General features: G+C 72.5%; 20 protein-coding genes. 17 read left to right on the top strand and 3 right to left on the bottom strand.

Annotated elements, in window-relative coordinates; all coding sequences use genetic code 11:
- Positions 1-188: 188 nt before the first annotated feature.
- Positions 189-1,640 (bottom strand): NCS2 family permease, encoded by a 1,452-nt coding sequence (locus DC432_RS12775; RefSeq protein ID WP_116538200.1) that lies wholly within the window; start codon positions 1,638-1,640, stop codon positions 189-191.
- Between the two features lie 67 nt (positions 1,641-1,707).
- Here DC432_RS12775 and DC432_RS12770 point away from each other — a divergent pair, with 67 nt between their 5' ends.
- The 10 genes from DC432_RS12770 (at position 1,708) to DC432_RS12725 (ending at position 13,659) form a co-directional block, all read left to right on the top strand.
- Positions 1,708-2,145, top strand: a complete 438-nt coding sequence (locus DC432_RS12770; RefSeq protein ID WP_116538199.1) for a nitroreductase family deazaflavin-dependent oxidoreductase — start codon at positions 1,708-1,710, stop codon at positions 2,143-2,145.
- Positions 2,146-2,492: 347 nt separating this feature from the next.
- Positions 2,493-5,072 carry a nitrite reductase large subunit NirB gene (nirB, locus tag DC432_RS12765; protein WP_116538198.1) on the top strand — a complete coding sequence of 860 codons (2,580 nt, stop codon included), beginning with the start codon at positions 2,493-2,495 and terminating at the stop codon, positions 5,070-5,072.
- The gene (gene nirD / locus DC432_RS12760; protein WP_431739685.1) at positions 5,069-5,533 is read left to right on the top strand and encodes a nitrite reductase small subunit NirD; all 465 of its coding nucleotides are present in this window, start codon (positions 5,069-5,071) and stop codon (positions 5,531-5,533) included. The genes nirB and nirD overlap by 4 nt, the downstream gene beginning before the upstream one ends.
- On the top strand, positions 5,530-6,759 hold the full coding sequence (gene cobA, locus DC432_RS12755; protein ID WP_116538197.1) for a uroporphyrinogen-III C-methyltransferase: 1,230 nt from the start codon (positions 5,530-5,532) through the stop codon (positions 6,757-6,759). The genes nirD and cobA overlap by 4 nt, the downstream gene beginning before the upstream one ends.
- Entirely contained in the window at positions 6,756-7,895 is a 1,140-nt protein-coding gene (locus DC432_RS12750; RefSeq protein WP_116538196.1) for a uroporphyrinogen-III synthase, read from the top strand. Before cobA ends, DC432_RS12750 begins: the two co-directional genes overlap by 4 nt.
- Complete coding sequence (locus tag DC432_RS12745; protein WP_116538195.1) at positions 7,892-8,722, top strand: sirohydrochlorin chelatase; 831 nt, start codon at positions 7,892-7,894, stop codon at positions 8,720-8,722. The genes DC432_RS12750 and DC432_RS12745 overlap by 4 nt, the downstream gene beginning before the upstream one ends.
- Positions 8,723-8,762: 40 nt before the next feature.
- Positions 8,763-10,229 (top strand): cell division protein PerM, encoded by a 1,467-nt coding sequence (locus DC432_RS12740; RefSeq protein ID WP_116538194.1) that lies wholly within the window; start codon positions 8,763-8,765, stop codon positions 10,227-10,229.
- Positions 10,230-10,265: 36 nt separating this feature from the next.
- Positions 10,266-10,865 (top strand): phosphoribosylglycinamide formyltransferase, encoded by a 600-nt coding sequence (gene purN / locus DC432_RS12735; protein ID WP_116538193.1) that lies wholly within the window; start codon positions 10,266-10,268, stop codon positions 10,863-10,865.
- A 62-nt stretch (positions 10,866-10,927) separates the two neighbouring features.
- Positions 10,928-12,538, top strand: a complete 1,611-nt coding sequence (gene purH / locus DC432_RS12730) for a bifunctional phosphoribosylaminoimidazolecarboxamide formyltransferase/IMP cyclohydrolase (protein ID WP_116538192.1) — start codon at positions 10,928-10,930, stop codon at positions 12,536-12,538.
- Positions 12,539-12,705: 167 nt separating this feature from the next.
- The gene (locus tag DC432_RS12725) at positions 12,706-13,659 is read left to right on the top strand and encodes a DMT family transporter (RefSeq protein WP_116538191.1); all 954 of its coding nucleotides are present in this window, start codon (positions 12,706-12,708) and stop codon (positions 13,657-13,659) included.
- Here DC432_RS12725 and DC432_RS12720 read toward each other — a convergent pair.
- Together DC432_RS12720 and DC432_RS12715 are read right to left on the bottom strand one after the other, a co-directional pair.
- A complete protein-coding gene (locus tag DC432_RS12720) occupies positions 13,640-14,158 on the bottom strand; it encodes a DUF1697 domain-containing protein (protein WP_116538190.1) in 519 nt (172 codons plus the stop codon). The genes DC432_RS12725 and DC432_RS12720 overlap by 20 nt on opposite strands.
- A 109-nt stretch (positions 14,159-14,267) precedes the next feature.
- Positions 14,268-15,695, bottom strand: a complete 1,428-nt coding sequence (locus DC432_RS12715) for a dihydrolipoyl dehydrogenase family protein (protein ID WP_116538201.1) — start codon at positions 15,693-15,695, stop codon at positions 14,268-14,270.
- A 161-nt stretch (positions 15,696-15,856) separates the two neighbouring features.
- Here DC432_RS12715 and DC432_RS12710 point away from each other — a divergent pair, with 161 nt between their 5' ends.
- The 7 genes from DC432_RS12710 to DC432_RS12680 all read left to right on the top strand — a co-directional run.
- The gene (locus DC432_RS12710; protein WP_116538189.1) at positions 15,857-16,894 is read left to right on the top strand and encodes a LacI family DNA-binding transcriptional regulator; all 1,038 of its coding nucleotides are present in this window, start codon (positions 15,857-15,859) and stop codon (positions 16,892-16,894) included.
- Between the two features lie 39 nt (positions 16,895-16,933).
- Positions 16,934-18,217 (top strand): extracellular solute-binding protein, encoded by a 1,284-nt coding sequence (locus DC432_RS12705; protein ID WP_116538188.1) that lies wholly within the window; start codon positions 16,934-16,936, stop codon positions 18,215-18,217.
- A 1-nt stretch (position 18,218) separates the two neighbouring features.
- The gene (locus DC432_RS12700) at positions 18,219-19,193 is read left to right on the top strand and encodes a carbohydrate ABC transporter permease (protein WP_116538187.1); all 975 of its coding nucleotides are present in this window, start codon (positions 18,219-18,221) and stop codon (positions 19,191-19,193) included.
- Entirely contained in the window at positions 19,190-20,017 is an 828-nt protein-coding gene (locus tag DC432_RS12695; protein WP_116538186.1) for a carbohydrate ABC transporter permease, read from the top strand. The genes DC432_RS12700 and DC432_RS12695 overlap by 4 nt, the downstream gene beginning before the upstream one ends.
- 2 nt (positions 20,018-20,019) lie before the next feature.
- Positions 20,020-21,087, top strand: coding sequence for a glycoside hydrolase family 130 protein (locus DC432_RS12690; RefSeq protein ID WP_116538185.1), 1,068 nt, complete (start codon positions 20,020-20,022; stop codon positions 21,085-21,087).
- Positions 21,088-21,304: 217 nt separating this feature from the next.
- Entirely contained in the window at positions 21,305-23,299 is a 1,995-nt protein-coding gene (locus DC432_RS12685; RefSeq protein ID WP_116538184.1) for a hypothetical protein, read from the top strand.
- Positions 23,300-23,470: 171 nt separating this feature from the next.
- Positions 23,471-24,876 (top strand): AlkA N-terminal domain-containing protein (locus DC432_RS12680; protein WP_133177938.1); only part of this gene is annotated, 1,406 nt, incomplete at its 3' end.

The raw sequence follows: 24,876 nt of genomic DNA, 5'->3' as shown, positions 1-24,876 counted from the left end.
GCGGGGGGGGGGGGGGGGGGGTACCGCGAGACCGTGCGCGATCGTCGAGACCGCGGGGGAGGGGCGACCGACCGGTGCGTCCTCGACGAGGGGGTGCGGGTTCGGCGCCGTCCGCCCCCGGGCCGCGGCAGCAGCGACGGAACGGGGCCCGGATGCCGTGGCATCCAGGCCCCGAAGAGCGGCGGCGATCAGCCGAGCAGCGACTCCACCGGGCCGCGGGCGAAGAAGACGACGAAGCCGGCGGCGACGATCCACAGCAGCGGGCTGACCCGACGCGCGCGACCCGAGAGGGCCTGGATCAGCACCCAGCTGACGAAGCCCGCGCCGATGCCGTTCGCGATCGAGTAGGTCAGCGGCATGACCGTCACGGTGAGGAACACCGGGATGAGCACCGACAGGTCGCTCAGGTCGACGTGGCGGATCTGCGCCATCATCAGCGCACCCACGATGACCAGCGCCGCGGCGGCGATCTCGCTCGGGACGATGCTCGTCAGCGGCGTGAAGAACATCGCCAGCAGGAACAGTCCGCCCGTCACGACGTTCGCGAGACCCGTGCGCGCGCCCTCGCCGATGCCCGAGCCCGACTCGATGAAGACGGTGTTCGACGACGACGACGTGGCACCACCGGCGACGGCGCCGATGCCCTCGATGACCAGCGCCGATCGCAGGCGGGGGAAGGTGCCGTCGGGGGCGGCGAGGCCGGCCTCGCGCGAGAGTCCCGTCATCGTGCCCATCGCGTCGAAGAAGTTGGTGAACACCAGCGTGAAGACGAGCATCAGCGCGGCGAGCACGCCGATGCGGCCGAACGAGCCGGCCAGGTCGACCTGGCCCACGAGCGACAGGTCGGGCAGGCTCACCCACTGGGCGGGAAGCGTCGGGACGGTCAGACCCCAGCCGCCGGCGTTGCCGTCGGCCTTGGCGCCGAGCCCGGCGACCGCCTCGACGATCACGGCGATGACGGTGCCCGAGAGCAGGCCGATCAGCAGGGCCGCCTTGACCTTGCGCACCAACAGCACGGCGGTGATGACGAGCGTGAGCACGAACAGGGCCGTCGGGATGGTCGCGATCGACCCGCCGACACCCAGGCCGACCGGGGGAGAGCTCAGCCCGGTCGAGGTGACCAGGCCGCTGTCGACGAAGCCGATGAAGGCGATGAACAGACCGATGCCGACCGTGATCGCGGTCTTGAGCGCGAGCGGCACCGCCTCGAAGATCATGCGGCGCAGGCCCGTGACCGCGAGCAGCACGATGATGAGGCCGTTGATGACGACCAGCCCCATCGCCTCGGGCCACGTGACCTCGCCCACGATGCCGACGGCGAGGAACGAGTTGATCCCCAGTCCCGCGGCGAACGCGAACGGCAGCCGCGTCACCAGACCGAACAGCATCGTCATGACGCCCGCCGTCAGGGCGGTCACCGCGGCGACCTGCGGGAAGCCGAGGGCGTTGCCCGAGACGTCGGGGGTGCCCGACAGGATGATCGGGTTCAGGATGACGATGTACGCCATCGTCACGAAGGTGACGACACCGCCGCGGATCTCGGCGCTGACGGTCGAGCCGCGCGCCGTGATCTCGAAGAACTTGTCGAGACGGTTCTTCGGTGCGGGAACGGTGGTGGTCTCGGGAGCGGAAGCGCTCATGAAGGGCTCCAGGAAAGAGGGGGAGGGTCTGGACCGGAGGGGGAGACGCCGACGTATCGTGTGAGCTATGTCACTCTCAGGAGAGTATCTACCCAGCACCAGCGAATGGGCCCGCACCCAGGCGGAGACCTACGAAGCCACGGGGGGCCAGGAGTCCGCCGACATGCGGGGCGTACCCATCATCGTCCTCACCACCGTCGGCGCCAAAACGGGCGGTCTGCGCAAGACCGCGCTGATGCGCGTCGAGCACGACGGCAAGTACGCCGTCGTGGCATCCAAGGGTGGTGCTCCCGACCACCCGGCGTGGTACTTCAACCTCGTGAAGAACTCCCGCGTCGCGCTGCAGGACGGCGACGTGAAGAAGGAGTACGAGGCGCACATGGCCGAGGGGGCCGAGCGCGACGAGTGGTGGGGCTACGCGACCGACGTCTGGCCCGACTACGACGAGTACCAGAAGAAGACCGAGCGGCGCATCGAGCTGTTCGTCCTCGAGCCGGTCGACTGACCCCGCCCCCCGCCCCGCCCCCCCCGGCGCCCCCGCCCCCCGCCCCCGCCCCCCCGGGGGAAGGCGTCGAGTGTCCAAGACATGCCGCGACGCCCTCGCGGCACGCGGCGTGTTCTGGACACTCGACGTGAGGCGAGGGGGAGGGGGAGGGGGGAGGGGATGCCGGCATCCAAACCTCACAGGGCGGGCGCGGTCGCGTGAGAGAAACGTTCGCCGGGGGTAACGCCGGGGCGAGGCCGGGGGAAACCTCGGCTGCCTAGCGTCGGGGCATGGCCCGCTCGCACCCCGCAACCGGAACGAAACACGCCCCTGACGCCGCGGCAAACTCCGCCGCCTACCGTGACGGGATGCTCCACCCCGCGTCGTCCGGATCCGTCGTGGTCGTCGGTGCGGGGATGGTGGCCCACCGCTTCGTCGAAAGTCTCACCAGCCGCGACGTCGACGGCCGCTGGTCGATCACCGTGCTCGGCGACGAGGCGCGCGGCCCCTACGACCGGGTCGGCCTGACCGGGGTGTTCGCCGGCAAGACGCCCGAGGAGCTCGCGCTCGACCCCGCCGTCCTCGATCACGAGCGGGTGCGGGTGCACACCGACGCGCGCGTCACCCGCATCGACCGCGCCCACCGCACCGTCATCACCGCGGGCGGAGCGACCCACCGGTACGACCGGCTCGTGCTGGCGACGGGGTCGTACGCCGCGCGCCTCGCCCTGGACGGCTTCGATCACCGCGGTTGCTTCGTGTACCGCACCCTCGACGACGTCGCCGGCATGCGTGCCTGGGTCGCGCAGCGCTCGGCGCAGCTGGGCCGCCCCCTGCGCGGCGCGGTCGTCGGCGGGGGGCTGCTCGGCCTCGAGGCCGCCGGGGCGCTGCAGGCCGAGGGTGTCTCGCCCTTCGTCCTGCAGTCCAACGAGCGGCTCATGTCGGCGCAGCTCGACCTGGGCGGCGCGAAGACGTTGCAGCGGCTCATCGAGGCGCGCGGGATCGAGGTGCGCACGCAGTCGGTGACGACCCGCGTGGATGCCGACAAGACCGGCGCCGTGTGCGGCCTGGAGCTGCGCGACGGCACGTGGGAGGCCGTCGACATCGTCGTCTTCACGGTCGGCGTCCGCCCCCGCGACGAACTCGCCCGCGGGGCCGAGCTCGCGGTCGACGCGCGGGGCGGGGTCGTCATCGACGCCGGCTGCGACACGTCCGACCCCGCGATCCTCGCGATCGGCGAGGTGGCGAGCTTCGACGGCCAGTGCATCGGTCTGGTCGCCCCGGGTTACGCGATGGCCGAGGTCGCCGCGACCCGCCTGCTGGGGGGTGAGGCCGCGTTCGACGGGTTCGACACCTCGGCCAAGCTCAAGCTGTCGGGCGTCGAGGTCGCGAGCTTCGGCGACGCGTTCGCCGAGACCCCGAACGCCCTCGACGTCACCTACGCCGACCCGGTGTCGGGCGTGTACAAGAAACTCGTGCTGAGCGATGACGCGCAGACGCTGCTCGGCGGCATCCTCGTCGGCGATGCGTCGGCGTACACCTCGCTGCGCCCCCTGGTGGGTCGCGCTCTCGGGGGCGACCCCGCCGCGTACCTGCTGCCCGAGGGTCTCGCGCCGGCCGCGCAGGGCGAGCTGCCGGCGGATGCCATCGTGTGCTCGTGCAACGGCGTCACCGCCGGGACGGTGCGCGACGCCGTGACCGCGCACGCCTGCGCGGACGCCGCCGAGGTCAAGGCGTGCACGAAGGCGGGCGCGGCGTGCGGCTCGTGCTTCATCCTCGTCAAGAAGCTCGTCGCGAGCGAGCTCGCGGCATCCGGAAAAGAAGTCTCGAACGGCCTGTGCGAGCACTTCTCGTTCACCCGGGCGCAGCTCTTCGACGCCGTGCGCATCTCGGGGCTCACGACGTTCACCGCGATCGTCGAGCGCTTCGGCACCGGCCGCGGCTGCGACATCTGCAAGCCGGCCCTCGCGAGCATCCTGGCCAGCCTGTACGCCGGACACGTGCTCGACGGCGAGCTCGCCACGATGCAGGACACCAACGACCACGTCATGGCGAACATCCAGCGCGACGGCACCTACAGCGTCGTGCCGCGCATCGCGGGCGGTGAGATCACCCCCGAGGGCCTCGTCGTGATCGGCGAGGTGGCCCGCGACTTCGGGCTCTACACGAAGATCACCGGCGGTCAGCGCATCGACATGTTCGGCGCCCGCCTCGAGCAGCTGCCCGAGATCTGGAAGCGCCTGGTCGACGCCGGGTTCGAATCGGGGCAGGCCTACGGCAAGGCGCTGCGCACCGTGAAGTCGTGCGTCGGTCAGACGTGGTGCCGCTACGGCGTGCAGGACTCGGTCGGCATGGCCGTGCGCCTCGAGCTGCGCTACCGGGGCCTGCGCTCGCCGCACAAGATCAAGTTTGGCGTTTCGGGCTGCGCGCGCGAGTGCGCCGAGGCCCGCGGCAAAGACGTCGGGGTCATCGCGACCGAGGCCGGCTGGAACATGTACGTCGGCGGCAACGGCGGCTTCACCCCGCGCCATGCGGTGCTGTTCGCCGAGGGCCTCGACGATGACGGGCTGCTGCGGGCGATCGATCGCTTTCTGATGTTCTACATCCGCACCGCCGACCGCCTGCAGCGCACCGCTCCCTGGATGCAGGACTACGAGGGCGGCCTCGACGCGCTGAAGGGCGTCGTGTTCGACGACACCCTCGGCATCGCCGACGACCTCGACCGCGCGATGGCCGCGCACGTCGACACCTACGAGGACGAGTGGGCGGCGACCCTCGCCGATCCCGAGAAACTCAAGCGGTTCCAGAGCTTCGTCAACGCCCCCGACACGGCCGACCCCACGCTCGCCTACGTGAGCGAACGGGGTCAGCCCCGCCCCGCCACGACCGAGGAGCGTTCGTCGGGTGCGGTGTTCATCGGCGGCACGACCCTGGCGGTGCGCTCATGACCACCGTGGACGCGACGGACGCGGACCTCATGACGGATGCCACGCCCCCGGCGCCCCGCGGCGGCGCAACGGACGCGGTGGACGGTTCCGCCGGGTGGGTGCGCGTGTGCCGCGTCGACGACCTGCTGGTCGAGCGAGGGGCCGCCGCCCTCGTCGGCGCGCGGCAGATCGCGCTGTTCCGCACCTTCGACGGACGCCTCTTCGCCACCGACCAGATCGACCCGTACAGCGGGGCGGCCATCCTCTCGCGCGGAATCGTCGGCGACCGCGCGGGCGTGCCCACGGTGGCATCCCCCATGTACAAGCAGGTCTTCGACCTGCGCACCGGCGTCTGCCTGGACGCGCAGGGCGCCGAGTCGCGGTCCGTCCGCGTGCACCCGGTGGCCGTGACCGACGGCGACGTGTTCGTCAGAATCGCCCCCGCGGCCGACGCCGCCGGCGCAGGAGGAGACCCCCGATGATCGCTCTGGCAGGACTGGACCTCACCGACAAGCTCGTCGTGTGCGTCGGCGGTGGCGGCGTCGCCGAGCGACGGATCGCCCGGTTGCGCGCCGCCGGCGCCCGGGTGCGCGTGATCGCCCCCGCCGTCACCGGCGCCCTCGCGGCGCTCGCCGCGGCGGGCGACATCGACTGGCGCGCCCGCGCCTTCGAGGCCGGCGACCTCGACGACGCATGGTTCTGCCACACCGCGACCGGGTCGGCGTCGGTCGACGCGGCCGTCGTCGAGGCCGCCGAGGCCCGTCGCGTGTGGTGCGTCAACGCCGGGCACGGCGGCAAGGGCACCGCGCGCCTGGCCGCCGAGACGACCAGCGGCGACGTCATGGTCGGGGTCGTCTCGACCGCGGGGGCCGACCCCCGCCGCAGCGTCGCCGTGCGCGACGCGATCGCCCAGCGCCTCGCCGAGGGCGCCCTTCCGCTCCGCCGTCGACGTCGCCCGCTCGTGGGGAGCGTGGCGCTCGTCGGCGGCGGTCCCGGCCCGGTCGACCTGCTCACCGTGCGCGCCCGCGCGCTGCTGGCCGAGGCCGACGTCGTCGTGCACGACCGCCTCGGACCCACCGGCGTGCTCGCCGAACTGGGCGACGACGTCGAACTGGTCGACGTCGGCAAACGCCCGCAGCACCATCCCGTGCCGCAGGACGAGATCAACGCGATCCTCGTGGACCGCGCGGCTCGGGGGCTGCGCGTCGTGCGGCTGAAAGGCGGCGACCCCTTCGTCTACGGTCGGGGCGGCGAGGAGGTACTGGCGTGCCGGGCGGCCGGCATCCCGGTCGAGGTCGTTCCGGGCATCTCGAGCGCGATCGCCGTGCCGTCCGCGGCGGGCGTCCCCGTCACGCACCGGGGCGTCGCCGCTACGCTGCATCTCGTGAACGGTCAGGACGTCCCGAGCGAGGCCACCCTCGCGGCCCTGCGCGACGACACCGCGACCGTCGTGGCCCTCATGGGCGTGAGCGCCCTGCCGCGCTTCGTCGCCGCGGCCCGGGCTGCCGGTGCTCCGGGGACGCGCCCCGTCGCCTTCGTCGAGAACGGCCACACGCCCGCGCAGCGCACGATCCGCACCACGCTGGCGACGGCGGTCCAGGATGCCGAGACCCACCGCCTGTCGAACCCGGCGGTGCTGGTGTTCGGCGAGGTCGCGCGGGCCGACCTGCTGCTGCCCGCCGCCGCCCACGCCGAGGGCGTCGGGTGACGGCACCCGCGCGGACGATCAGCACGGTGCTCCTCGGATGCACCGTGCTGCTGCCCGTGGACCGGAGGTCGGGAGAGCTGTCGGCCGCGCTCGAGAGACACGGCGCGCGGGTGCGCGTCGCCCCGGCGCTGACGATCATCCCGCACGTCGACGACGACGAGCTCGTGTCGGCCACGCGCCGCCTCGTCGCCGACCCGCCCGACGTCGTCGTCGCCACCACCGGCGTGGGCTTCCGCGGCTGGATGGAGACCGCCGACGAGGCGGGCCTGCACGACGAGCTGAGCGCGGTGCTGCGCAGCGCGCGGATCGTGGCACGCGGTCCGAAGGCGCGCGGGGCGATCCAGCAGGCCGGGTTCGAGGCCGACTGGGTGGCCGAGAGCGAGACCTCGGCCGAGCTGCGCGACTTCCTCGTCGCCGAGGGGATCGCGGGCCTGCACGTCGCCGTGCAGCACCACGGGTCCGGCGCCGACGGGCTCGACGAGGCCTTCGAGGCGGCCGGCGCTCGCGTGACGAGTCTGACCATCTACCGCTGGGGCCCGCCGCCCGACCCCGAGGCCGTCGCCGCCTCGGCCCGCCAGGTCGCGCGGGGCGAGATCGACGCCGTGCTGTTCACCTCGGCCCCGGCCGCCCGCGAGTGGATTCTCGCCGCCGAGCGCGCGGACGCGCTGGGCGGGGTGGCATCCCGTGCTCGGAGCGGCCAGGTGCTCGTCGCGGCCGTGGGGCCGATCACGGCGGGCCCCCTGCTCGACGCCGGCATCGTGCCCCTCGTGCCCGACCGCGGTCGTCTGGGAGCCCTCGTGCGCGCCGTGGTCACGCACTACGGCGGGGTCGATGCGCCGCTGATCGCCACGACGGCCGGGGCGCTCGGCATCCGCTCCTCGGGGGTCGTGCTCGACGGGCGGTTCGTGCCCGTGCCGCGCACGGGGGTCGAGATCCTGCGGGCGCTGGCGAAGGCGCCGGGTACCGTGGTGTCGCGCACCGAGCTGCTGGCGGCGCTGTCGAGCACCGAGGCCAGCGGTCACGCCGTCGAGGTCGCCGTCGCCCGCACGCGCGAGGCGCTCGGCGGGACCGACCTGATCCGCACCGTGTACAAACGCGGATACCGGCTCGACGTGATCGACGAGGAGGACTCATGACCGCGGTGCTCATCGCCTGCGCCCACGGCACGCGTTACGACGAGGGGCGCGAGGTCGTACGGGCCCTGCTCGACGTGCTGCGCGACACCGCACCCGCGGACGTCGAGGTGCTCGAGGCGTACGTCGACGTGCACGGTCCCTTCGTGACCGACGTGGTCGCCGAGGCCCGCGCCCGCACGTCCGACATCGTCATCGTGCCGCTGCTGCTGTCGACGGGGTATCACACCGAGGTCGACCTGGTCGAGGCGGCCGAGGGCCTGCCCATCGCCCCGGCGCTGGGTCCGCACCCGCTCCTGGCCGAGATCCTGCTCGATCGGGTCCGCGCCGTCGGCGCCGCCGAGGGAGACACGATCGTGCTCGCCGCCGCCGGGTCGACGCGCCCGGGGGCCGTGGTCGACGTCGAGCGTGTGGCGGCGATGATGGCGGATGCCGGCGCGCCCGGCCCGATCGTGACGGCGTACGCCGCGGCATCCGAGCCCCGCATCCCCGATGCCGTGGCGGCCGCACGTGCCGAGGGTGCGCGCACCGTCGCGGCGAGCTACGTGCTCGCGCCCGGCCACTTCTCGCGTGTCATCGAGAAGGCGGACGCCGACCTGACCTCGGCCCCGATCGGCGCCGATCCGCGGCTCGCGACGATCGTGTGGGAGAGGTGGCGCGACGCGCGCCGGGAGACGGGGGCGCCCGCGCCCGTCGCGTCCGTGCCCGCCGCGCCCGTCGCGTCCGTGCCCGCCGCGTCCGCGACCGCCGCGCCAGCGCCCGCCGCGACGCCGGCGCGGTGGCTCGACCGACCGCGCGCTCTCGTGTCGGGGTCTCGCCGCCGCGCCTGAGCGACCCTCCGAGAGGGCGCGGGTAAGGTTCCACACGCCCATGCATCGCCTTCTCGTCGCCCTTCTCGCCGCCCTCGACGCGGTGCTCGCCGCCGCGGGCGGAATCGCCGTGGTGCTCGCGCCCCTCACCCTGTTGTGGGTGTTCGGCATCGGCGACCCGCAGTGGGGTGCGCTCTGGCCCACCTCGGCCGCGATCTGGCACCTCGGGCATTTCGTCCCCGTGACCGTGACCCTCCCCGACACCTACCTGGCCGCGACGGGGATCGACCCGTCGTTCGCGACGATCGGCCTCTCGCTCGCGCCTCTCGCGTTCGCCGCGTTCACGGCGCTGTTCGCCGCCCGCTCGGGTTCGCGCGCCGCCGAGGCGGGCGCCGCGGTCACCGGCTGGGTGTCCGGCTCGATCGTCTTCGCCGCCCTTGCCGCGCTCGTCGCGTTCACGGCGAACGCCCCCCTGGTGTCGTCGGAGCTCTGGCCGTCGATCCTGCTGCCCTCCCTGCTGTTCGTCGTGCCGTCGCTGGTGGGGGCGTTCGTGGGTTCGTGGCGCGTGGGCGACGACGGCCCGGTCGACGCGCTGCGGGCGCAGATCCAGCGGATGCCGCGAACCTGGAGCGGCGTTCCCGAGCTCGCCCTGCGCGGGGTCGCGCTGACGACCCTCGGCCTGGTGGCCGTCGGGGGAGTGGTCGTGGTGGCGGGACTCGTCGCGCGCTCGACGCAGGTGATCGGCTTGTACCAGGCGAGCAACGCCGACGGCATCGGCGCGACCGTCATCGCCCTCGGCCAGCTCGTGTACCTGCCGACGCTCGTGCTCTGGGCCGTCGCCTTCACCGCCGGCCCCGGCTTCGCCCTCGGCACCGACACCGCGATCACGCCCGCCGCGACGCAGGTGGGTGCGCTCCCCGGCATCCCGGTGCTCGGAGCGATCCCCGACACGACCTCGTCGTGGCTGCTGCTGCTCGTGCTGCTGCCCGTCGCCGTGGGGGCGCTGACCGGTGGGATCCTGCGATCCCGGATGCCGCGGACCGACGGACCCGAGCCGGTGGGGCCCCGCCTGGTCGTCGCCCTCTCGGTCGCCGTGCTCACCGGCGGGGTCGGCGCGCTCATCGCCGTGGCCTCGGCGGGGTCGATCGGACCGGGGCGTCTCGCCGAGACCGGGCCGCAGCCCGGCCCCCTCGCGCTGGCCCTCGGCGTCGAGACCCTGGTGGGTCTTTCGATCCTGCTGCTGAGCCCCCGGGCCGGCGCGTACGACGATGACTTCCCCGTGCACGACGAGGTGCCCGCGTTCTCGTTCCCCACCCGCGCGCACGAACCTTTCGACCGCGACCAGCACATGACGGGCCCGGCGCCCACCGCCCCGGTCCCCGGCCGCGGCATCGCCTCGGAGGCCTGGCCGAGCACCTACCGCGACCCGGATGCCGACGACACGGGCCCCGTGTCGCCGACAGACGACGAGGTGCGCGAGCGCATCCGCGCCGCGTGGGCGGACGACGACCCCGAGCGCACGCGCTGAGCGGACCCCGCCGACGCACCTGCGTAGACTGAGCGCGTGCTCACGGTCGCCGTCCTCATCTCCGGCACCGGCTCGAACCTCCGCGCCCTGCTCGAGGCGGCTTCTGCCCCCGACTTCCCCGCGCGCGTGGTCGTGGTCGGTGCCGACCGCGAGGCCGACGGCTTCGCCCACGCCGAGCACTTCGGCATCCCGAGCTTCCTCGTCGCGTACGACGCGTTCGCCTCGCGCGAGGAATGGGGTGCCGAGCTCGGTGCGCAGCTGGCCGTGTGGCAGCCCGACCTCGTCGTGCTGAGCGGTCTCATGCGCCTGCTGCCGGCCGACCTCGTCGCCGCGTGGGAGCCGCGCATCATCAACACCCACCCCGCGTACCTGCCGGAGTTCCCGGGCGCGCACGGCGTGCGCGACGCGCTGGCCGCCGGGGCCACGCAGACGGGGGCGAGCGTGATCGTCGTCGACTCCGGCGTCGACACCGGACCGATCCTCGCGCAGGAGCGCATCCCCGTCCTGCCCGGCGACACCGAGGACACCCTGCACGAGCGCATCAAGCCCGTCGAACGGCGCCTGCTGATCGACGTCGTGCGCCGCATCGCCGAGGGCGAGCTCGACCTCGCCGCCGCGGCATCCCGAACCGCCTGACCGCGCGGCGGGCACTCGTCCGCCGCGAACGAACCCGACTCGAGACACAGGAGCCGCACGCCATGGCCGGACCCCGCCACGACCCCGCCGACTACCGTCCCCGCGACGTCGTCCCGATCCGCCGCGCGCTGGTGTCGGTCAGCGACAAGACCGGCCTTCTCGAGCTCGGGACCGCTCTCGCGGCGGCCGGCGTCGAGATCGTCTCCACCGGCGGCTCGGCCACGCTGCTGCGCGAGGCCGGGTACGACGTCACCGACGTGTCCGCCGTGACCGGCTTTCCGGAGTCGCTCGACGGGCGCGTCAAGACGCTGCACCCGAACGTGCACGCGGGGCTCCTCGCCGACCTGCGTCTGGCCTCGCACGAGGCGCAGCTCGAGGACCTCGGCATCCGGCCCTTCGAACTCGTCGTGGTCAACCTGTACCCGTTCGTCGAGACCGTGGCATCCGGTGCCGAGGGCGACGACGTCGTCGAGCAGATCGACATCGGCGGCCCCGCCATGGTGCGCGCGTCGGCCAAGAACCACGCGAACGTCGCCATCGTCGTCTCGCCCGAGTCCTACCCCGCCATCATCGACGCGCTGCAGGCCCAGGGCGGAACGACCCTCGTGCAGCGCCGCGAGCTCGCCGCCCGTGCCTTCTCGCACACCGCCGCGTACGACACCGCCGTGTCGACCTGGTTCGCCGAGGGCACCCTGGGCGACGACATCGACCTGCCCGCGCACCTGACGATCCAGGCCGAGCGCCTGTCGACCCTGCGCTACGGCGAGAACTCGCACCAGCGCGCCGCGATCTACTCGCGCGTCGGAGGCCACGGCATCGCCCAGGCCACGCAGCTGCAGGGTAAAGAGATGTCGTACAACAACTACGTCGACGCCGACGCGGCGCTTCGCGCGGCCTTCGACATGGTCAAGCCGGCGGTCGCGATCATCAAGCACGCGAACCCCTGCGGGATCGCCGTCGCCGCGCCCAACGCCCTCGACCCCATCGCCTCGGCGCACCTGCGCGCGCACGAGTGCGACCCCGTGTCGGCGTTCGGCGGAGTGATCGCGGCGAACCGCACCGTGACGCTGAAGATGGCCGAGAACCTGCGCGACATCTTCACCGAGGTCATCATCGCCCCCGACTTCGAGCCCGAGGCGCTCGAGGTGTTCAAGCTCAAGAAGAACCTGCGCGTGCTGCGGCTCCCCGCCGACTGGAAGCAGGAGCCGATGGACGTGCGCCTGGTCTCGGGCGGCCTGCTGTTGCAGGACGCCGACCGCTTCCCCGCCGACATCGAGTCGGTCGCCAAGGACTGGAAGCTCGTCTCGGGCGAGCGTCCCGCCGAGGCCGACATGGAGAGCCTGATCTTCGCGTGGAAGTCCTGCCGCGCGGTCAAGTCCAACGCGATCGTCCTCGCGCAGGGCTCGGCGACGGTCGGCATCGGCATGGGCCAGGTCAACCGCGTCGACTCCTGCCGACTGGCCGTCGAGCGCGCCGGCGACCGCGCGGCCGGCTCGATCGCGGCATCCGATGCCTTCTTCCCTTTCGCCGACGGGCCGCAGGTGCTGATCGACGCGGGGATCTCGGCGATCATCCAGCCCGGGGGCTCCGTGCGGGATGCCGAGGTCATCGACGCCGCGCGCGCGGCCGGCGTGACGATGTTCTTCACGGGCGAGCGCCACTTCTTCCACTGAGCCGTCGCCCACCGCGGGGCGGGGTTTGGGGCGCGTTTCACCGTTCGGGGCGTGAGATCTGCGCCCCGAACGGAAGAGCGCGCCCCAAACCAGAGGGTGCGAAGCGCAGGCCACGCGGGGGCGATTGGACCGCGCGGACCCGGCACCGTGCCCCGCAGGGTGGGTGGATGCCATCAGCATCCGGATCCGGGTCACGACGAGGCCTCGTGTGGGGCGGGATCGGCGTGCTGGCGTTCTCGTTCACCGTCATCTTCACCCGCGTCGCCGTCGTGCAACTCGATCCGCTCTTCGTGGGGGCGGGCCGCGCCGTCGTGGCTGCGGCGATCGCGGCGGTCGCGCTCGCGGTGACGCGCTCGCGGATGCCGTCGGCTCGGCAGGCCGCGCGTCTCGCGATCGTCGGCGGCGGAGTGGTGCTCGGGTTTCCGCTGCTGACCTCGTTCGCCCTGACCTCGGCCCCCGCCAGCCATGGTGCGGTCGTGATCGCTGTGCTGCCTGCTGCCACCGCGATGGCCGCGGTGCTCCGCACGCGCGAGCGACCCGGCCGGGCATTCTGGATCGCGGCCGCGATCGGGGCCGTCGTCGCGGTGGTCTTCGCGGTCGGCGGATCGGGCGGCGGAGGGCTGCGTGCCACGGACCTGCTGCTGCTCGGGGCGGTCGTCGCAGCGGCCGCGGGGTATGCCGAGGGCGGGGTGCTCTCGCGTGAACTCGGCGCGTGGCAGACGATCTCGTGGGCCCTCGTGCTGGCGAGCCCCGTGATGATCGGCCTCACCCTCGTCGCCGCGATCCGCACGCCGATCGACGCCGACCCCACCGCATGGGGATCGTTCGCCTACCTCGCGGTTGTCAGCATGTTCCTCGGGTTCGTCGCGTGGTACCGCGGACTCGCGATCGGACCCATGGCGCGCGTCAGTCAGCTGCAGCTCGCCCAGCCGGTGCTGTCATTGGGCTGGGCGGCGCTCGTGCTCGGCGAACCCCTCACGCTCGCCACCGTCGTCGGCGGTTTCGCGGTCATCGCGTGCGCGGCGATCGCCGTGACGATTCGTCAGCGCTCGACCGGGCGGGCGGTGCCCGTGCCTGGCGAGTCGATGGATGCCGCGGCGCTCACGCGCTCATCGCGATGAGCTTCGCGACGGTGTTGGCGTTGCGCGCGGTGCCGACGACGCCGAGTCGCTTCTCGATGTAGCCCGCCTGCACCCTGGACCCGCCGATGCCCTCGGGGTAACGCACGAACACTTCACGGCCGTCGACCACGGCTTCTTCCGGCGCGTCCGCGGGGAGCTCGAGCACCGTGTTCCGGGCGGGCTCGGCGAGAAACACGGTCTGCACCCACCGCCCCTCGGCGGCGTCGGCGAAGGGGTTCCGCGTGTGCGCAGCGGCGAGCTCGGCGTGGGTGCGCACGATGACGGGCAGGTCGAAGCCGAAGGCCCCGCGGACGGCGTCGCGCACGAGCCCCGCTATCTGTCCGGGGGAGCGTCCCCCGTCGTCGAGAACGACGTTTCCGGCGACCTGCAGTGTCTCGACCTCGCCCAGACCCGCGGAAGCCAACACCGCGCGCAGCGCGGCCATCTTCAGGGCCGTGGGCCCGCCGACCCCGCGGATCAGCGCGACGGAGCGTGACATGGTGCGACCCTACGCCGTGTGCGTCCCGACCGGACGGGGGAGCGACGCCCCGGGCGAAAGGCGACGGGCACACCACGGCGCTCGGCAGAGGTCCGTGCGCGCCGCGCGCTCAGGCCGAGTCGCGCCCCAGGGTCTCGAGCAGGCGAAGCCACACCTCGCTGACCGTCGGATACGACGGCACCGCATGCCACAGGCGCTTGATCGGCACCTCGCCGACGATCGCGATCGTCGCGGAGTGCAGCAGTTCGGCGATGTCGGGGCCGACGAACGTCGCGCCGACGAGCACGTGCCGGTCGAGGTCGACGATCGCCCGTGCCTGACCGACGTAGGCGTCGGACTGCTCGCTCGACCCGGCGATGCTCGCGAGGTCGTAGTCGAGCACCTTGACGTTCAGACCCTGCTCTTCGGCCTTCTTCGCGGTGAGGCCGACCGAGGCGACCTCGGGGTCGGTGAAGGTCACCTGCGGGACGGCGTCGTGATCGGCGGTGGCGACGTGTGCACCCCACGGTGCGTCGTCGATCTCGGCGCCCTGTGCGCGTGCGGCGATGACGTCGCCCGCCGCGCGGGCCTGGTACTTGCCCTGGTGCGTGAGCAGCGCGCGGTGGTTGACGTCGCCCACGGCGTACAGCCAGTCGGAGCCGCGCACGCGCAGGGTGTCGTCGACGTCGATCCAGTCGCCGGGGGTGAGGCCCACGGCATCCAGTCCGAGATCCTGCGTGCGGGGCGTGCGTCCGACCGCGACGAGCACCTCATCGGCGGTCACCGTCGTGCCGTCCGACAGCTCGAGCACGGCGCGGCCGTCGTCGTCGCGACGCGCCGCGGTGGCGTCGGCGCCCAGCTTCACGGTGACGCCGCGGTCGCGCAGGGCGGATGCCACGAGCTCGCCGGCGAACGGCTCGTTGCCGCCGAGCAGGCCCGAGCGGGCGATGAGCGTGACGTCGGTGCCGAGGCTCTGGAAGGCCGTGGCCATCTCGGCGCCCACGACGCCCCCGCCGAGGATGGCGAGCGACGCCGGCACCTGCTCGACCGCGGTGGCCTCGCGACTGGTCCAGGGGGCGATGTCGGCGAGGCCCGGGATGTCGGGCAGAAGTGCGGCCGACCCGGTGCACACGGCGACCGCGTGCCGGGCGACGAGGTCGGTGGTGGAGCCGTCGGCGGCGGTGACGCGCACCGTCTTCTCGCCCGTGAGTGTGCCGTGGCCCCGCACGAGGTCGATGCCCGCGCCCTGCAGCCACTGCACCTGGCCCGAGTCGTCGTAGTTGCTGGTCATGCTGTCGCGGCGGCGCAGGACGGCGGCGACGTCGAGGTCGCCGGTCACCGCCTGCTTCGCCCCGTCGACGTCGCGCGCGGCGCGCAACGCGGCGGCGCTGCGCAGCAGGGCCTTGGACGGCATGCACGCCCAGTACGAGCACTCGCCGCCGACGAGCTCGGACTCGACGATGGCGGCGGTCAGGCCCGCCTGGACGGCGCGGTCGGCGACGTTCTCGCCGACAGGGCCCGCTCCGATGACGATGAGGTCGTATTCGCGTTCGCTCATGCGGCTCACGCTACTCAGGGTGTCCGACATCGCGCGGGGGTTGCGCACACCGCGTTGCGGGTCGACGGCTCGCGGCGAAGGGTTGACGCCCCCTTCTGAACCGGTTTAGAGTGAGTCTACTGAACCGGTTTAGACCGGACCTGGCCACGACGGAGTGACGGATGACGAACGACACGCGCCCCACCATCGCCGATGTCGCGCGCCGCGCCGGCGTCAGCAAGGGGCTCGTCTCCTTCGCGCTGAACGGCCGCGCGGGCGTGGCCGCCGAGACGCGGGATCGCATCCTCGCCGTCGCCGCCGACATGGGGTTCAGCCCCAGTCTGCGCGCGCGCTCGCTGAGCGTCGGTCGGGCGTTCGCGTGCGGCCTCGTGATCGGTCGCAGCCCCGACGTCATCGCCGCCGACCCGTTCTTCCCGTCGTTCATCGCCGGCGTCGAGGACGAGTTCTCGATCTCGGGCCAGGTCCTCGTTCTGGCCGCCGCGACCCCCGGACGCCACGAAGAGGACACCTACCGCGGACTGGTCGCCGACCGCCGCGTCGACGGCGTCATCCTCTCGGACCTGCGCGCCGACGATCCCCGCATCGCCCTCGTCGCCGAGCTCGGCATCGCCGCCGTCACCCTCGGCGTCCCCGATGTCGCGAGCCCCTTCACCTCGGTGTCCGTCGACGACGGTGCCGGCATCCGGCTCGCGGTCGACCACCTCGCCGACCTCGGTCACACCGACATCGCCCACGTCGCCGGCCCCGCGGGCATGCTGCACGGGCGCAGTCGCGCGGACGCCTTCGAGCGGGCCGCCGCCGCCCGCGGCATCCGGTCACGTGTCGTGGCGACCGACTTCAGCGCGGCCGACGGCGCGCGGGCGACCGATGCCCTGCTGGATGCCGACATCCCCCCGACCGCGATCGTCTACTCGAACGACAACATGGCGATCGCCGGCCTCGGCCGGGCGCAGCGCCGCGGCCTGATCGTGCCGCGCGACCTGTCCCTCACGGGGTTCGACGACGCCGAGATCGGCCGCCACCTCTTTCCGGCGCTGACCAGCGTCGCCACCGACGCCCGTGGATGGGGAGCGGCCGCGGCCCGCGCGCTGCTGGCGGCGACGACCGGCGCTCCCGCCGAAGCCCGAATGCTCCCCGACCCCCGCCTGATCGTGCGCGCCTCGACGGCAGCACCCCGCGCCGGGACACAGACCGCTTGACGCACCGCGGGTGACACCCGCTCTCACAAGGAGGAAGACATGCGACGACGCATTCTGACCACTGCCCTCGCCGCCACCGGCGTCCTGGCCCTGTCCGCCTGCAGCGGCGGGGGAGGGGCGACCGGGGGCATGGACGCCCGCGGCCCGATCACGATCTGGTACTCGAACAACGACGCCGAGATCGCGTGGGGCGAGCAGATGGTGAAGGCATGGAACGACGCCAACCCCGACCAGCAGATCACCGCGCAGGAGATCCCCGCGGGGTCCTCGAGCGAAGAGGTGATCGGCGCGGCCATCACCGCCGGCAACGCCCCGTGCCTGATCTTCAACACCTCGCCCGCGGCCGTCCCGGGCTTCGAGCGCCAGGGCGGGCTCGTGAACCTCTCGGACTTCCCGGACGGCGAGCAGTACATCACCGACCGCAGCGGCGACCTCGCCGAGCAGTACCGCTCCGACGACGGCGGCTTCTACCAGCTGCCGTGGAAGAGCAACCCGGTCATGATCTTCTACAACAAGGACCTCTTCGCGCAGGCGGGACTCGACCCCGAGAACCCGCAGCTGTCCACCTACGACCAGTTCCTCGCCACGTCGCAGAAGCTGAAGGCCGCGGGAGTGTCCGACTACGCCATCAACCCGGCGCCGACGAGCGAGTTCTTCCAGTCCTGGTTCGATTTCTACCCGCTCTACGCCGCGCAGACCGGGGGGAAGCAGCTCGTCGAGGACGGTCAGGCCACCTTCGACGACGCGGACGGACAGGCCGTCGCCGACTTCTGGCGAACGGTCTACGCCGACGGACTCGCGGGCAACGAGCAGTACCAGGGCGACGCGTTCGCCGACGGCAAGGCCGCGATGGCGATCGTGGGCCCGTGGGCCATCTCGGTCTACAAAGACAAGGTGAACTGGGGGTCGGTGCCCGTCCCGACCGAGAAGGGCACCGCCGCGTCCGACACGTGGACCTTCAGCGACGCCAAGAACGTCGGCCTGTTCACCGCGTGCGAGAACAAGGCGACCGCGTGGGATGTGCTGAAGTTCGCCACGAGCGAGGAGCAGGACGGCGCCTGGCTCGACGAGACCGGTCAGATGCCGCTGCGCACCGACCTCACCTCGACCTACGCCGACTACTTCGCCGCCAACCCCTCGTACGAGCAGTTCGGCGATCAGGCCGCGCGCACGGTCGAGGTGCCGAACGTGCAGAACTCCGTCGAGATCTGGCAGGCGTTCCGCGATGACTATTCGAAGGCGGTCATCTTCGGCGAGGGCGACGTGAACACGTTCCTCTCGGATGCCAAGACCCGGATCGATCAGCTCGCGGCGGGGAAGTGACATGACCGTCGACCTCACCCGCACGCCCGGGCGGACCGGGGGCGACCCCGGCCGACCCGGTCGTGCGGGGGGAGCGGCGGATGCCGGCCGCAAGCGCCGCCGTCCGTTCGGTGCTCAGCCGCTCGGCATCCTGTTCTCCGCTCCCTACCTGGTCTTCATCGGTGTCGTCTTCGCGTACCCGATCGTCTTCGCGGTGTGGATGTCGTTCCACGATTACTTCTTCACCGCGCCGGGCGCGAACGTCGAGCGGCCCTTCGTGGGGCTGGACAACTACGTCACCGCCCTCACCGACCCGGACGTGTGGCGCGCGTTCGGCAACGTCGGCGTCTTCCTGCTCATCAACGTCCCGTTGACGGTGGTGCTGTCGATCCTGCTGGCGACGGCGTTGGACCGCGTGGTCCGGGCCCGCACCTTCTTCCGGGTGGCGTTCTACGTGCCCTACGTCACGGCATCCGTCGCCGTCGTCGCCGTGTGGTTGTTCTTGTTCTCGAACACCGGACTGGTCAACAACGTCCTCGGGCCGCTCGCGCCGAACCCGTCCTGGCTGGTCAATTCGGCACTCGCGATGCCGACGATCGCCCTCTTCGTCACGTGGAAGGGGCTGGGGTTCTACATCCTGCTCTACCTCGCCGCCCTGCAGAACGTCCAGCGCGAGCTCTACGAGTCGGTCGCCGTGGACGGCGGCGGTCGCATCCGCCAGTTCTTCGCGGTCACGGTGCCCGGAGTGCGCCCCGCGACCTTCCTCGTCGTGCTGCTGTCGACCATCACCGGCGCCAACCTGTTCACCGAGCCCTACCTGCTCACGAGCGGCGGCGGACCCAATGGTGCGTCCACGTCGCCCGTGCTCCTGATCTACCAGAAGGGCATCGAGCAGCAGAACCCCGACGTGGCCGCGGCCATCGGCGTGGTGCTGATCGTCTTCGTGCTCGTCATCGCGCTGCTGCAGCGCCGCTTCGTCGGAAGGGAGGAATCATGAGAAGCAAGATCGTCACGTACGGCGTGCTCGTCGTGGGAGCGCTCGCGTTCCTGTTCCCCTTCTATTACATGATCGCGGGGTCGCTGCAGACGAATCCCGACACCTCGATCGCGGGGGCCTTCCCGAACCCGGGCAACCTCACCGTCGAGAACTACACCGCCATCGACGGGCGCATCAATCTGCTGCAGGGGCTGGCGAACTCGGGCATCTTCACCGGCGGAGTGATCCTCGGCACGATCGTGTTCGGCGTGCTCGCCGGGTACGCGCTCGCGGTGCTGAAATGGCGGGGTCGTTCGGCGACGTTCGCACTCGTGCTGCTGGTGCAGGTGATCCCCTTCCAGCTGCTGATGATCCCGCTCTACGTCATGATCGCCCGCGACTACGGGCTCAGCGACAGCTACCTGGGCATGATCCTGCCGTTCTTCATCAACTCCACGGCGGTGGTGATCTTCCGCCAGTACTTCCTGCAACTGCCCAAGGAGCTGTTCGACGCCGCCCGCATCGACGGCGCCCACGAGTTCCGACTGCTGTGGAGCGTCGCCCTGCCGCTCGTCCGGCCCGCGCTGCTGACCGCCGTGCTGCTGACCTTCATCGGCCCCTGGAACGAGTTCCTCTGGCCGTTCCTCATCACGAAGGACGCCACGATGCAGCCGCTGGCGGTGTCGCTGGCCAACTTCATCAGCAACATCGCGGCATCCACCACCAATCCCTTCGGCGCGATGATGGCCGGCGCCGTCGTGCTCGCCGCCCCCGCGGTGGCGCTGTTCCTGATCTTCCAGCGCTACTTCACCTCGAACGACCTCGGATCCGGAGTGAAAGGATGACAATGACCCCCGAATCCCCCGTCCCCTACCGCCTCACACGTGTGGGTGTGGTGATGACCCCCGAGCCCGGCAACGCCGACGAGGCCGAGGGCGTGCTCAACCCGGCCTCGGGTCGCGGACCCGACGGTCAGCTGTACCTGCTGCCGCGTCTGGTGGCCGACGGCAACGTCTCGCGCGTGGGCCTTGCCCGCGTCGTGATCGAGGACGGCGTGCCCGTCTCGGTCGAACGCGAGGGCGTCGTGCTCCAGCCCGACCGCGGGTGGGAGCGCGGCGTCGGCAACGCCGGCACCGAGGATCCCCGCACGACGTGGATCGACGCCCTCGGCCTGCACGTGATGACCTACGTCGCCTACGGTCCGCTGGGCCCACGGACGGCCGTGGCGGTGTCGGAGGACCTTCGCGAGTGGCGGCGCCTGGGACCGGTGCTCTTCCGCTACCAGGACGACCTCGACATGGACCTCAACCTGTTCCACAACAAGGACACGGTCTTCTTCCCCGAGCCGGTGACCGCCCCCGACGGCACCGAGTCGCTCGCGGTGCTGCATCGCCCCATGTGGGACCTCGGCGAGACCAAGCCCGGCCAGGGGGTGCGCGTCCCCGCGGGCGTCGAGGACGAGCGTCAGTCGATCTGGATCAGCTACGTGCCGCTGTCGGCGGTGCGCGACGACCTGGGCGCCCTCGCGCTGTGGGAGCAGCACCGCTTCGTGGCGGGGCCGCAGTTCCCGTTCGAAGAGGTCAAGATCGGAGGCGGCCCGCCGCCGCTGCGCATCCCCGAGGGGTGGCTCGTGCTGCACCACGGGGTCACCGGGGTGATCGACAGCGCCTTCTCGCAGCAGCAGAAGGTCAACTACGCCGCCGGTGCGCTGATCCTGGATGCCGAGGACCCCAGCCGCGTGATCGCTCGCACGCCCGAGCCCCTGCTGGCCCCCGAGACCGACGACGAGCGCAGCGGCATCGTGCCCAACGTCGTGTTCCCCACCGCGATCGAAGAGGTCGACGGTCGCCACTTCGTGTTCTACGGCATGGCCGACAGCAAGATCGGCGTCGCCCTGCTGGAGCGCACGGACTGACTCCGCGGGGCGGCTCGCGCCGCCCCGCGCTCGGGACGGTTGCGGCCGTCTCGGGCCCTCCGAGACGGCTCTGTCCGTCCACGGCGGTCGCGGGTTCGTCGAGAACTCGTGACCCCCGCGCTCGGCTGCTGTAGCCTCGCTCACCCGCCGTCGTTCCCGGCGGCGGGGAGCGGGGTGCAGAGGTCGTGCACCGTCCCACCGAAAGGATCCCCCTCCCATGAACGCACGATGGAGTGCGCGCATCGCGGCCCTCGCCGGTACCGCCGTCCTCGCCGTCCCCCTCGCCGCCGCACCGGCCTCTGCGGCGACGGGCCCCGCGGCATCCGGTCCGCTGACCAACCTCGACCACCTCGACTTCCTGCTCGACGAGACGACCCCGCCCGCGGGAGTCGCCGGGCACTCGACCTACCGTCAGGCCGAGGAACCCACTCTGCTGGCGCCGTGGACGTACGCCGACGCCCGCGACGGCGGCACCTTCGAACGCGTGGGCGGCGGCCCCCTCGACCCCGCGACCGGCGACTGGGGGCAGGGGGCGTTCAACGCCGACGACACCACCCGTGCCGCCGTCGTGTACACGCGGCACTGGGAGCTGACCGGTGACGCGTCCAGTCGCGACAAGGCCTACGAGCTGCTGCGTACGGTGGCGTACCACCAGACGACCGAGGGCCCCGCGGCGGGCAACGTCGTGCTGTGGATGCAGCCCGACGGCGAGCTCAACCCCTCGGCCGAACCCGTCGAGCTCCCCGACCCCTCCGACTCCGGTCCGAGCTATTGGACGGCGCGCACCGTGTGGGCGCTCGGAGAGGGATACGCCGCCTTCGCCGACGACGACCCCGCCTTCGCCGCGTTCCTCCGGGACCGTCTCGCCCTGTCGCGCGGAGCCCTCGAGCGCGACGTCCTGTCGAAGTACGGTCAGTACCTCGAGTCGGACGGCGTCCGCGTACCGGCGTGGCTCATCGTCGACGGCGCCGACGCGTCCGCAGAGGCGGTGCTCGGACTCGCGGCCGCCGTGAGGGCGGGCGACGACTCCTCGGCCACCGCGGCGCGACAGCTCGCCGAGGGGGTCGCCGCCATGGCATCCGGGAACACCCGGCAGTGGCCGTACGGCGCGGTGCTCCCGTGGGCGCAGTCGCCCGCGATGTGGCACGCCTGGGGCTCGCAGATGCCCGCCGCGCTCGCCGTCGCCGGCGACCTGTTCGACGATGACACCCTCGTCGAGCCCGCCATCGCGGATGCCACGGGCTTCACCACGACCCTGCTCACCGCCGGGGGGCCCGACAACGGCTGGTACCCCAGCCCCACCGACCGGGTGCAGATCGCCTACGGCGCGGACTCGCGGGTGCAGTCGCTGCTGGCGTTGGCCGACACGACGGGATCCACGGCGTTCGCGCAGCTCGCGGCGATGCAGGCGGCCTGGTTCTTCGGCGCCAATCACGCCGGCGCGCAGATGTACGACCCGACGACCGGAGTGACCTTCGACGGACTGCAGCCCGACGGCACGGTGAACCGCAACAGCGGCGCCGAATCGACCATCCACGGCCTGCTCACCGCGATCGCGCTCGACGCGCACCCCGAGGTCGCCTCCCGCTCCACCGCGACGACCACGGTCGAGGCGCGCGAGGGTCTGTCCTACATCGAGGCGGAGGACGCCACCCGCACGGACGGGACGGTCTTCACCCCGGACTCGTCGTGGACGGGGGAATCGAGCTGGTCGGGAGACGGCCTGACCCTGCAGCCTCGTCAGAGTGCGGCGTGGGACATCGGATCGTCGGAAACGCGGCGGTGGATCGAGCCGGTCGTCAAGACCGAGCCCGGTGCCACGACGCGGTCGACGTGGCGCGGCGGCGGCGCTCTCACGATCACCGGTCCCGCGCAGGGCATCTCGCCCACCCCGGGCGCCCTGCTGCCGTACGCCCTCACCGCCCCGGTGTCGGGCGACGACTTGCGGGTCACGGCGCTGCGCGGCAGCCTCACCCTCGACGGGATCATCGTGCGCCCGTGGATCTCGCGCCTCGTGCTCGGCGGAGACGCCCGCACCGAGCTGGTGCACTCCAGCGCCATCGCGCCCCAGCGCACCACGATCGGCGCCGACGGGGTGCCCTCCACGGTCGAGGTGTACGACGCGTCCGGGACGATGGTGCGCACCATCTCGGCCGACGGCTCGGTGACGGTCGTGGTGCCGGCGGGAGGTCTCGCAGTCGCCGAGGGCTGATCGATCGCCGGTCGGGACCCGCGGGGTCCCGACCGGCGTCCCTCTCGACAACCGTCGGCTCCGCACCGCGCGGTCGTCCCACGGCCGCTCGGCTCCGCACCGCGCGGCCGTCCCACGGCCGTGTCCGATTTCCGCCAGCCGATGTCGGCGGTGGGTGGCAGGGTGGATGCCATGACCCCCACCGCCGGCGCCGGAACCGGCCCGCTGACACCCGGCTTCACCGAGCGCTACCGGGTGATCCAGTCGCGCGATCGGCGCTTCGACGGGCAGTTCGTCACGGCGGTGCGCTCGACGCGCATCTACTGCCGTCCCAGCTGTCCGGCGCGGACGCCCCTCGAGCAGAACGTCACCTTCTACGCCACCTCGGCGGCCGCGCACGAGGCGGGGTACCGCGCCTGCAAGAGGTGTCTGCCCGAGGCGGCGCCGGGGTCGCCGATGTGGGACGTGCGCTCCGACGTCGCCGCGCGGGCGATGCGCCTGATCGCCGATGGGGTCGTCGATCGCGAGGGGGTCCCGGGCCTCGCGAGCCGGCTGGGGTACTCCTCGCGTCACCTCACCCGCGTCCTGGCCGCCGAGCTGGGGGCGGGTCCGCTCGCCCTCGCGCGCGCGCACCGGGCGCACACGGCCCGGGCGCTGCTCGTGGGCACCGACCTGTCGTCCGCCGACGTGGCGTTCTCGTCCGGGTTCTCGAGCATCCGCCAGTTCACCGAGACCATCGGCGAGGTCTTCGGTATGCCGCCCAGCGCCCTGCGCGCGCGCCGACCCTCGAGCGCGCACGGCGAGGCGTCCGCCGGAGAGATCGACCTGGCGCTTCCCGTGCGCGGCCCCATCGACACGGTCGGGCTGTTCGGGTGGATGCGGGCGCACGCCATCCCGGGCGTCGAGGCCGGCGACGACCGCTCCTTCTCGCGGGTCGTGCGCCTGCCCGGTGGGCCGGTGTGGTTCGAGGTGCGGCTCGCCGACGACGGGCGACTCCGGCTGCGCGCCCGTCTCTCTGCGCTCGCCGACCTCGGCACGCTCATCTCGCGCGTGCGGCGCCTGTTCGACCTCGATGCCGACCCGCTCGCGGTCGACGAGGCGCTGGCGCAGCATCCCGAGCTCGCCCCGGCGGTCGCGGCGATCCCCGGCGTGCGGGTGCCCGGTGCCGTCGACCCCGACGAGATGCTGCTGCGCGCGATGATCGGTCAGCAGATCAGCGTGGCGTCCGCGCGCACGATGCAGGGGCGCCTCGCCGCCGAGCTCGGCGAGAGCGTCGACATCGGTCCCGCACCCTCGATCCTGTTCCCCCCGCCGGCCGTGATCGCCGAGCGCGGTCTCGAGGTGCTGCGCGGACCCGCCGCGCGCATGCGCGCGATCGTCGAGGCCGCGGCGGCCCTCGCCGACGGGTCACTGACCCTCGGGCCCGGCGACGACCGCGTCGAGCAGCGCGAACGTCTTCTCGCGATGCGCGGGATCGGGCCGTGGACGGCCGACTACGTGCGCATGCGTGTGCTCGGCGATCCCGACGTCCTGCTCCCCGGCGACGTCGCCGGGGAGCAGGACGTCGGGATCGCCGAGCACACGCATGCGCACGTAGT

This window comes from Microbacterium testaceum (assembly GCF_003075375.1).
GTDB lineage: Bacteria > Actinomycetota > Actinomycetes > Actinomycetales > Microbacteriaceae > Microbacterium > Microbacterium testaceum_E.
The sequence above is the reverse complement of the archived record's forward strand: the minus strand, read 5'-3'. Positions and strand labels throughout refer to the sequence as shown.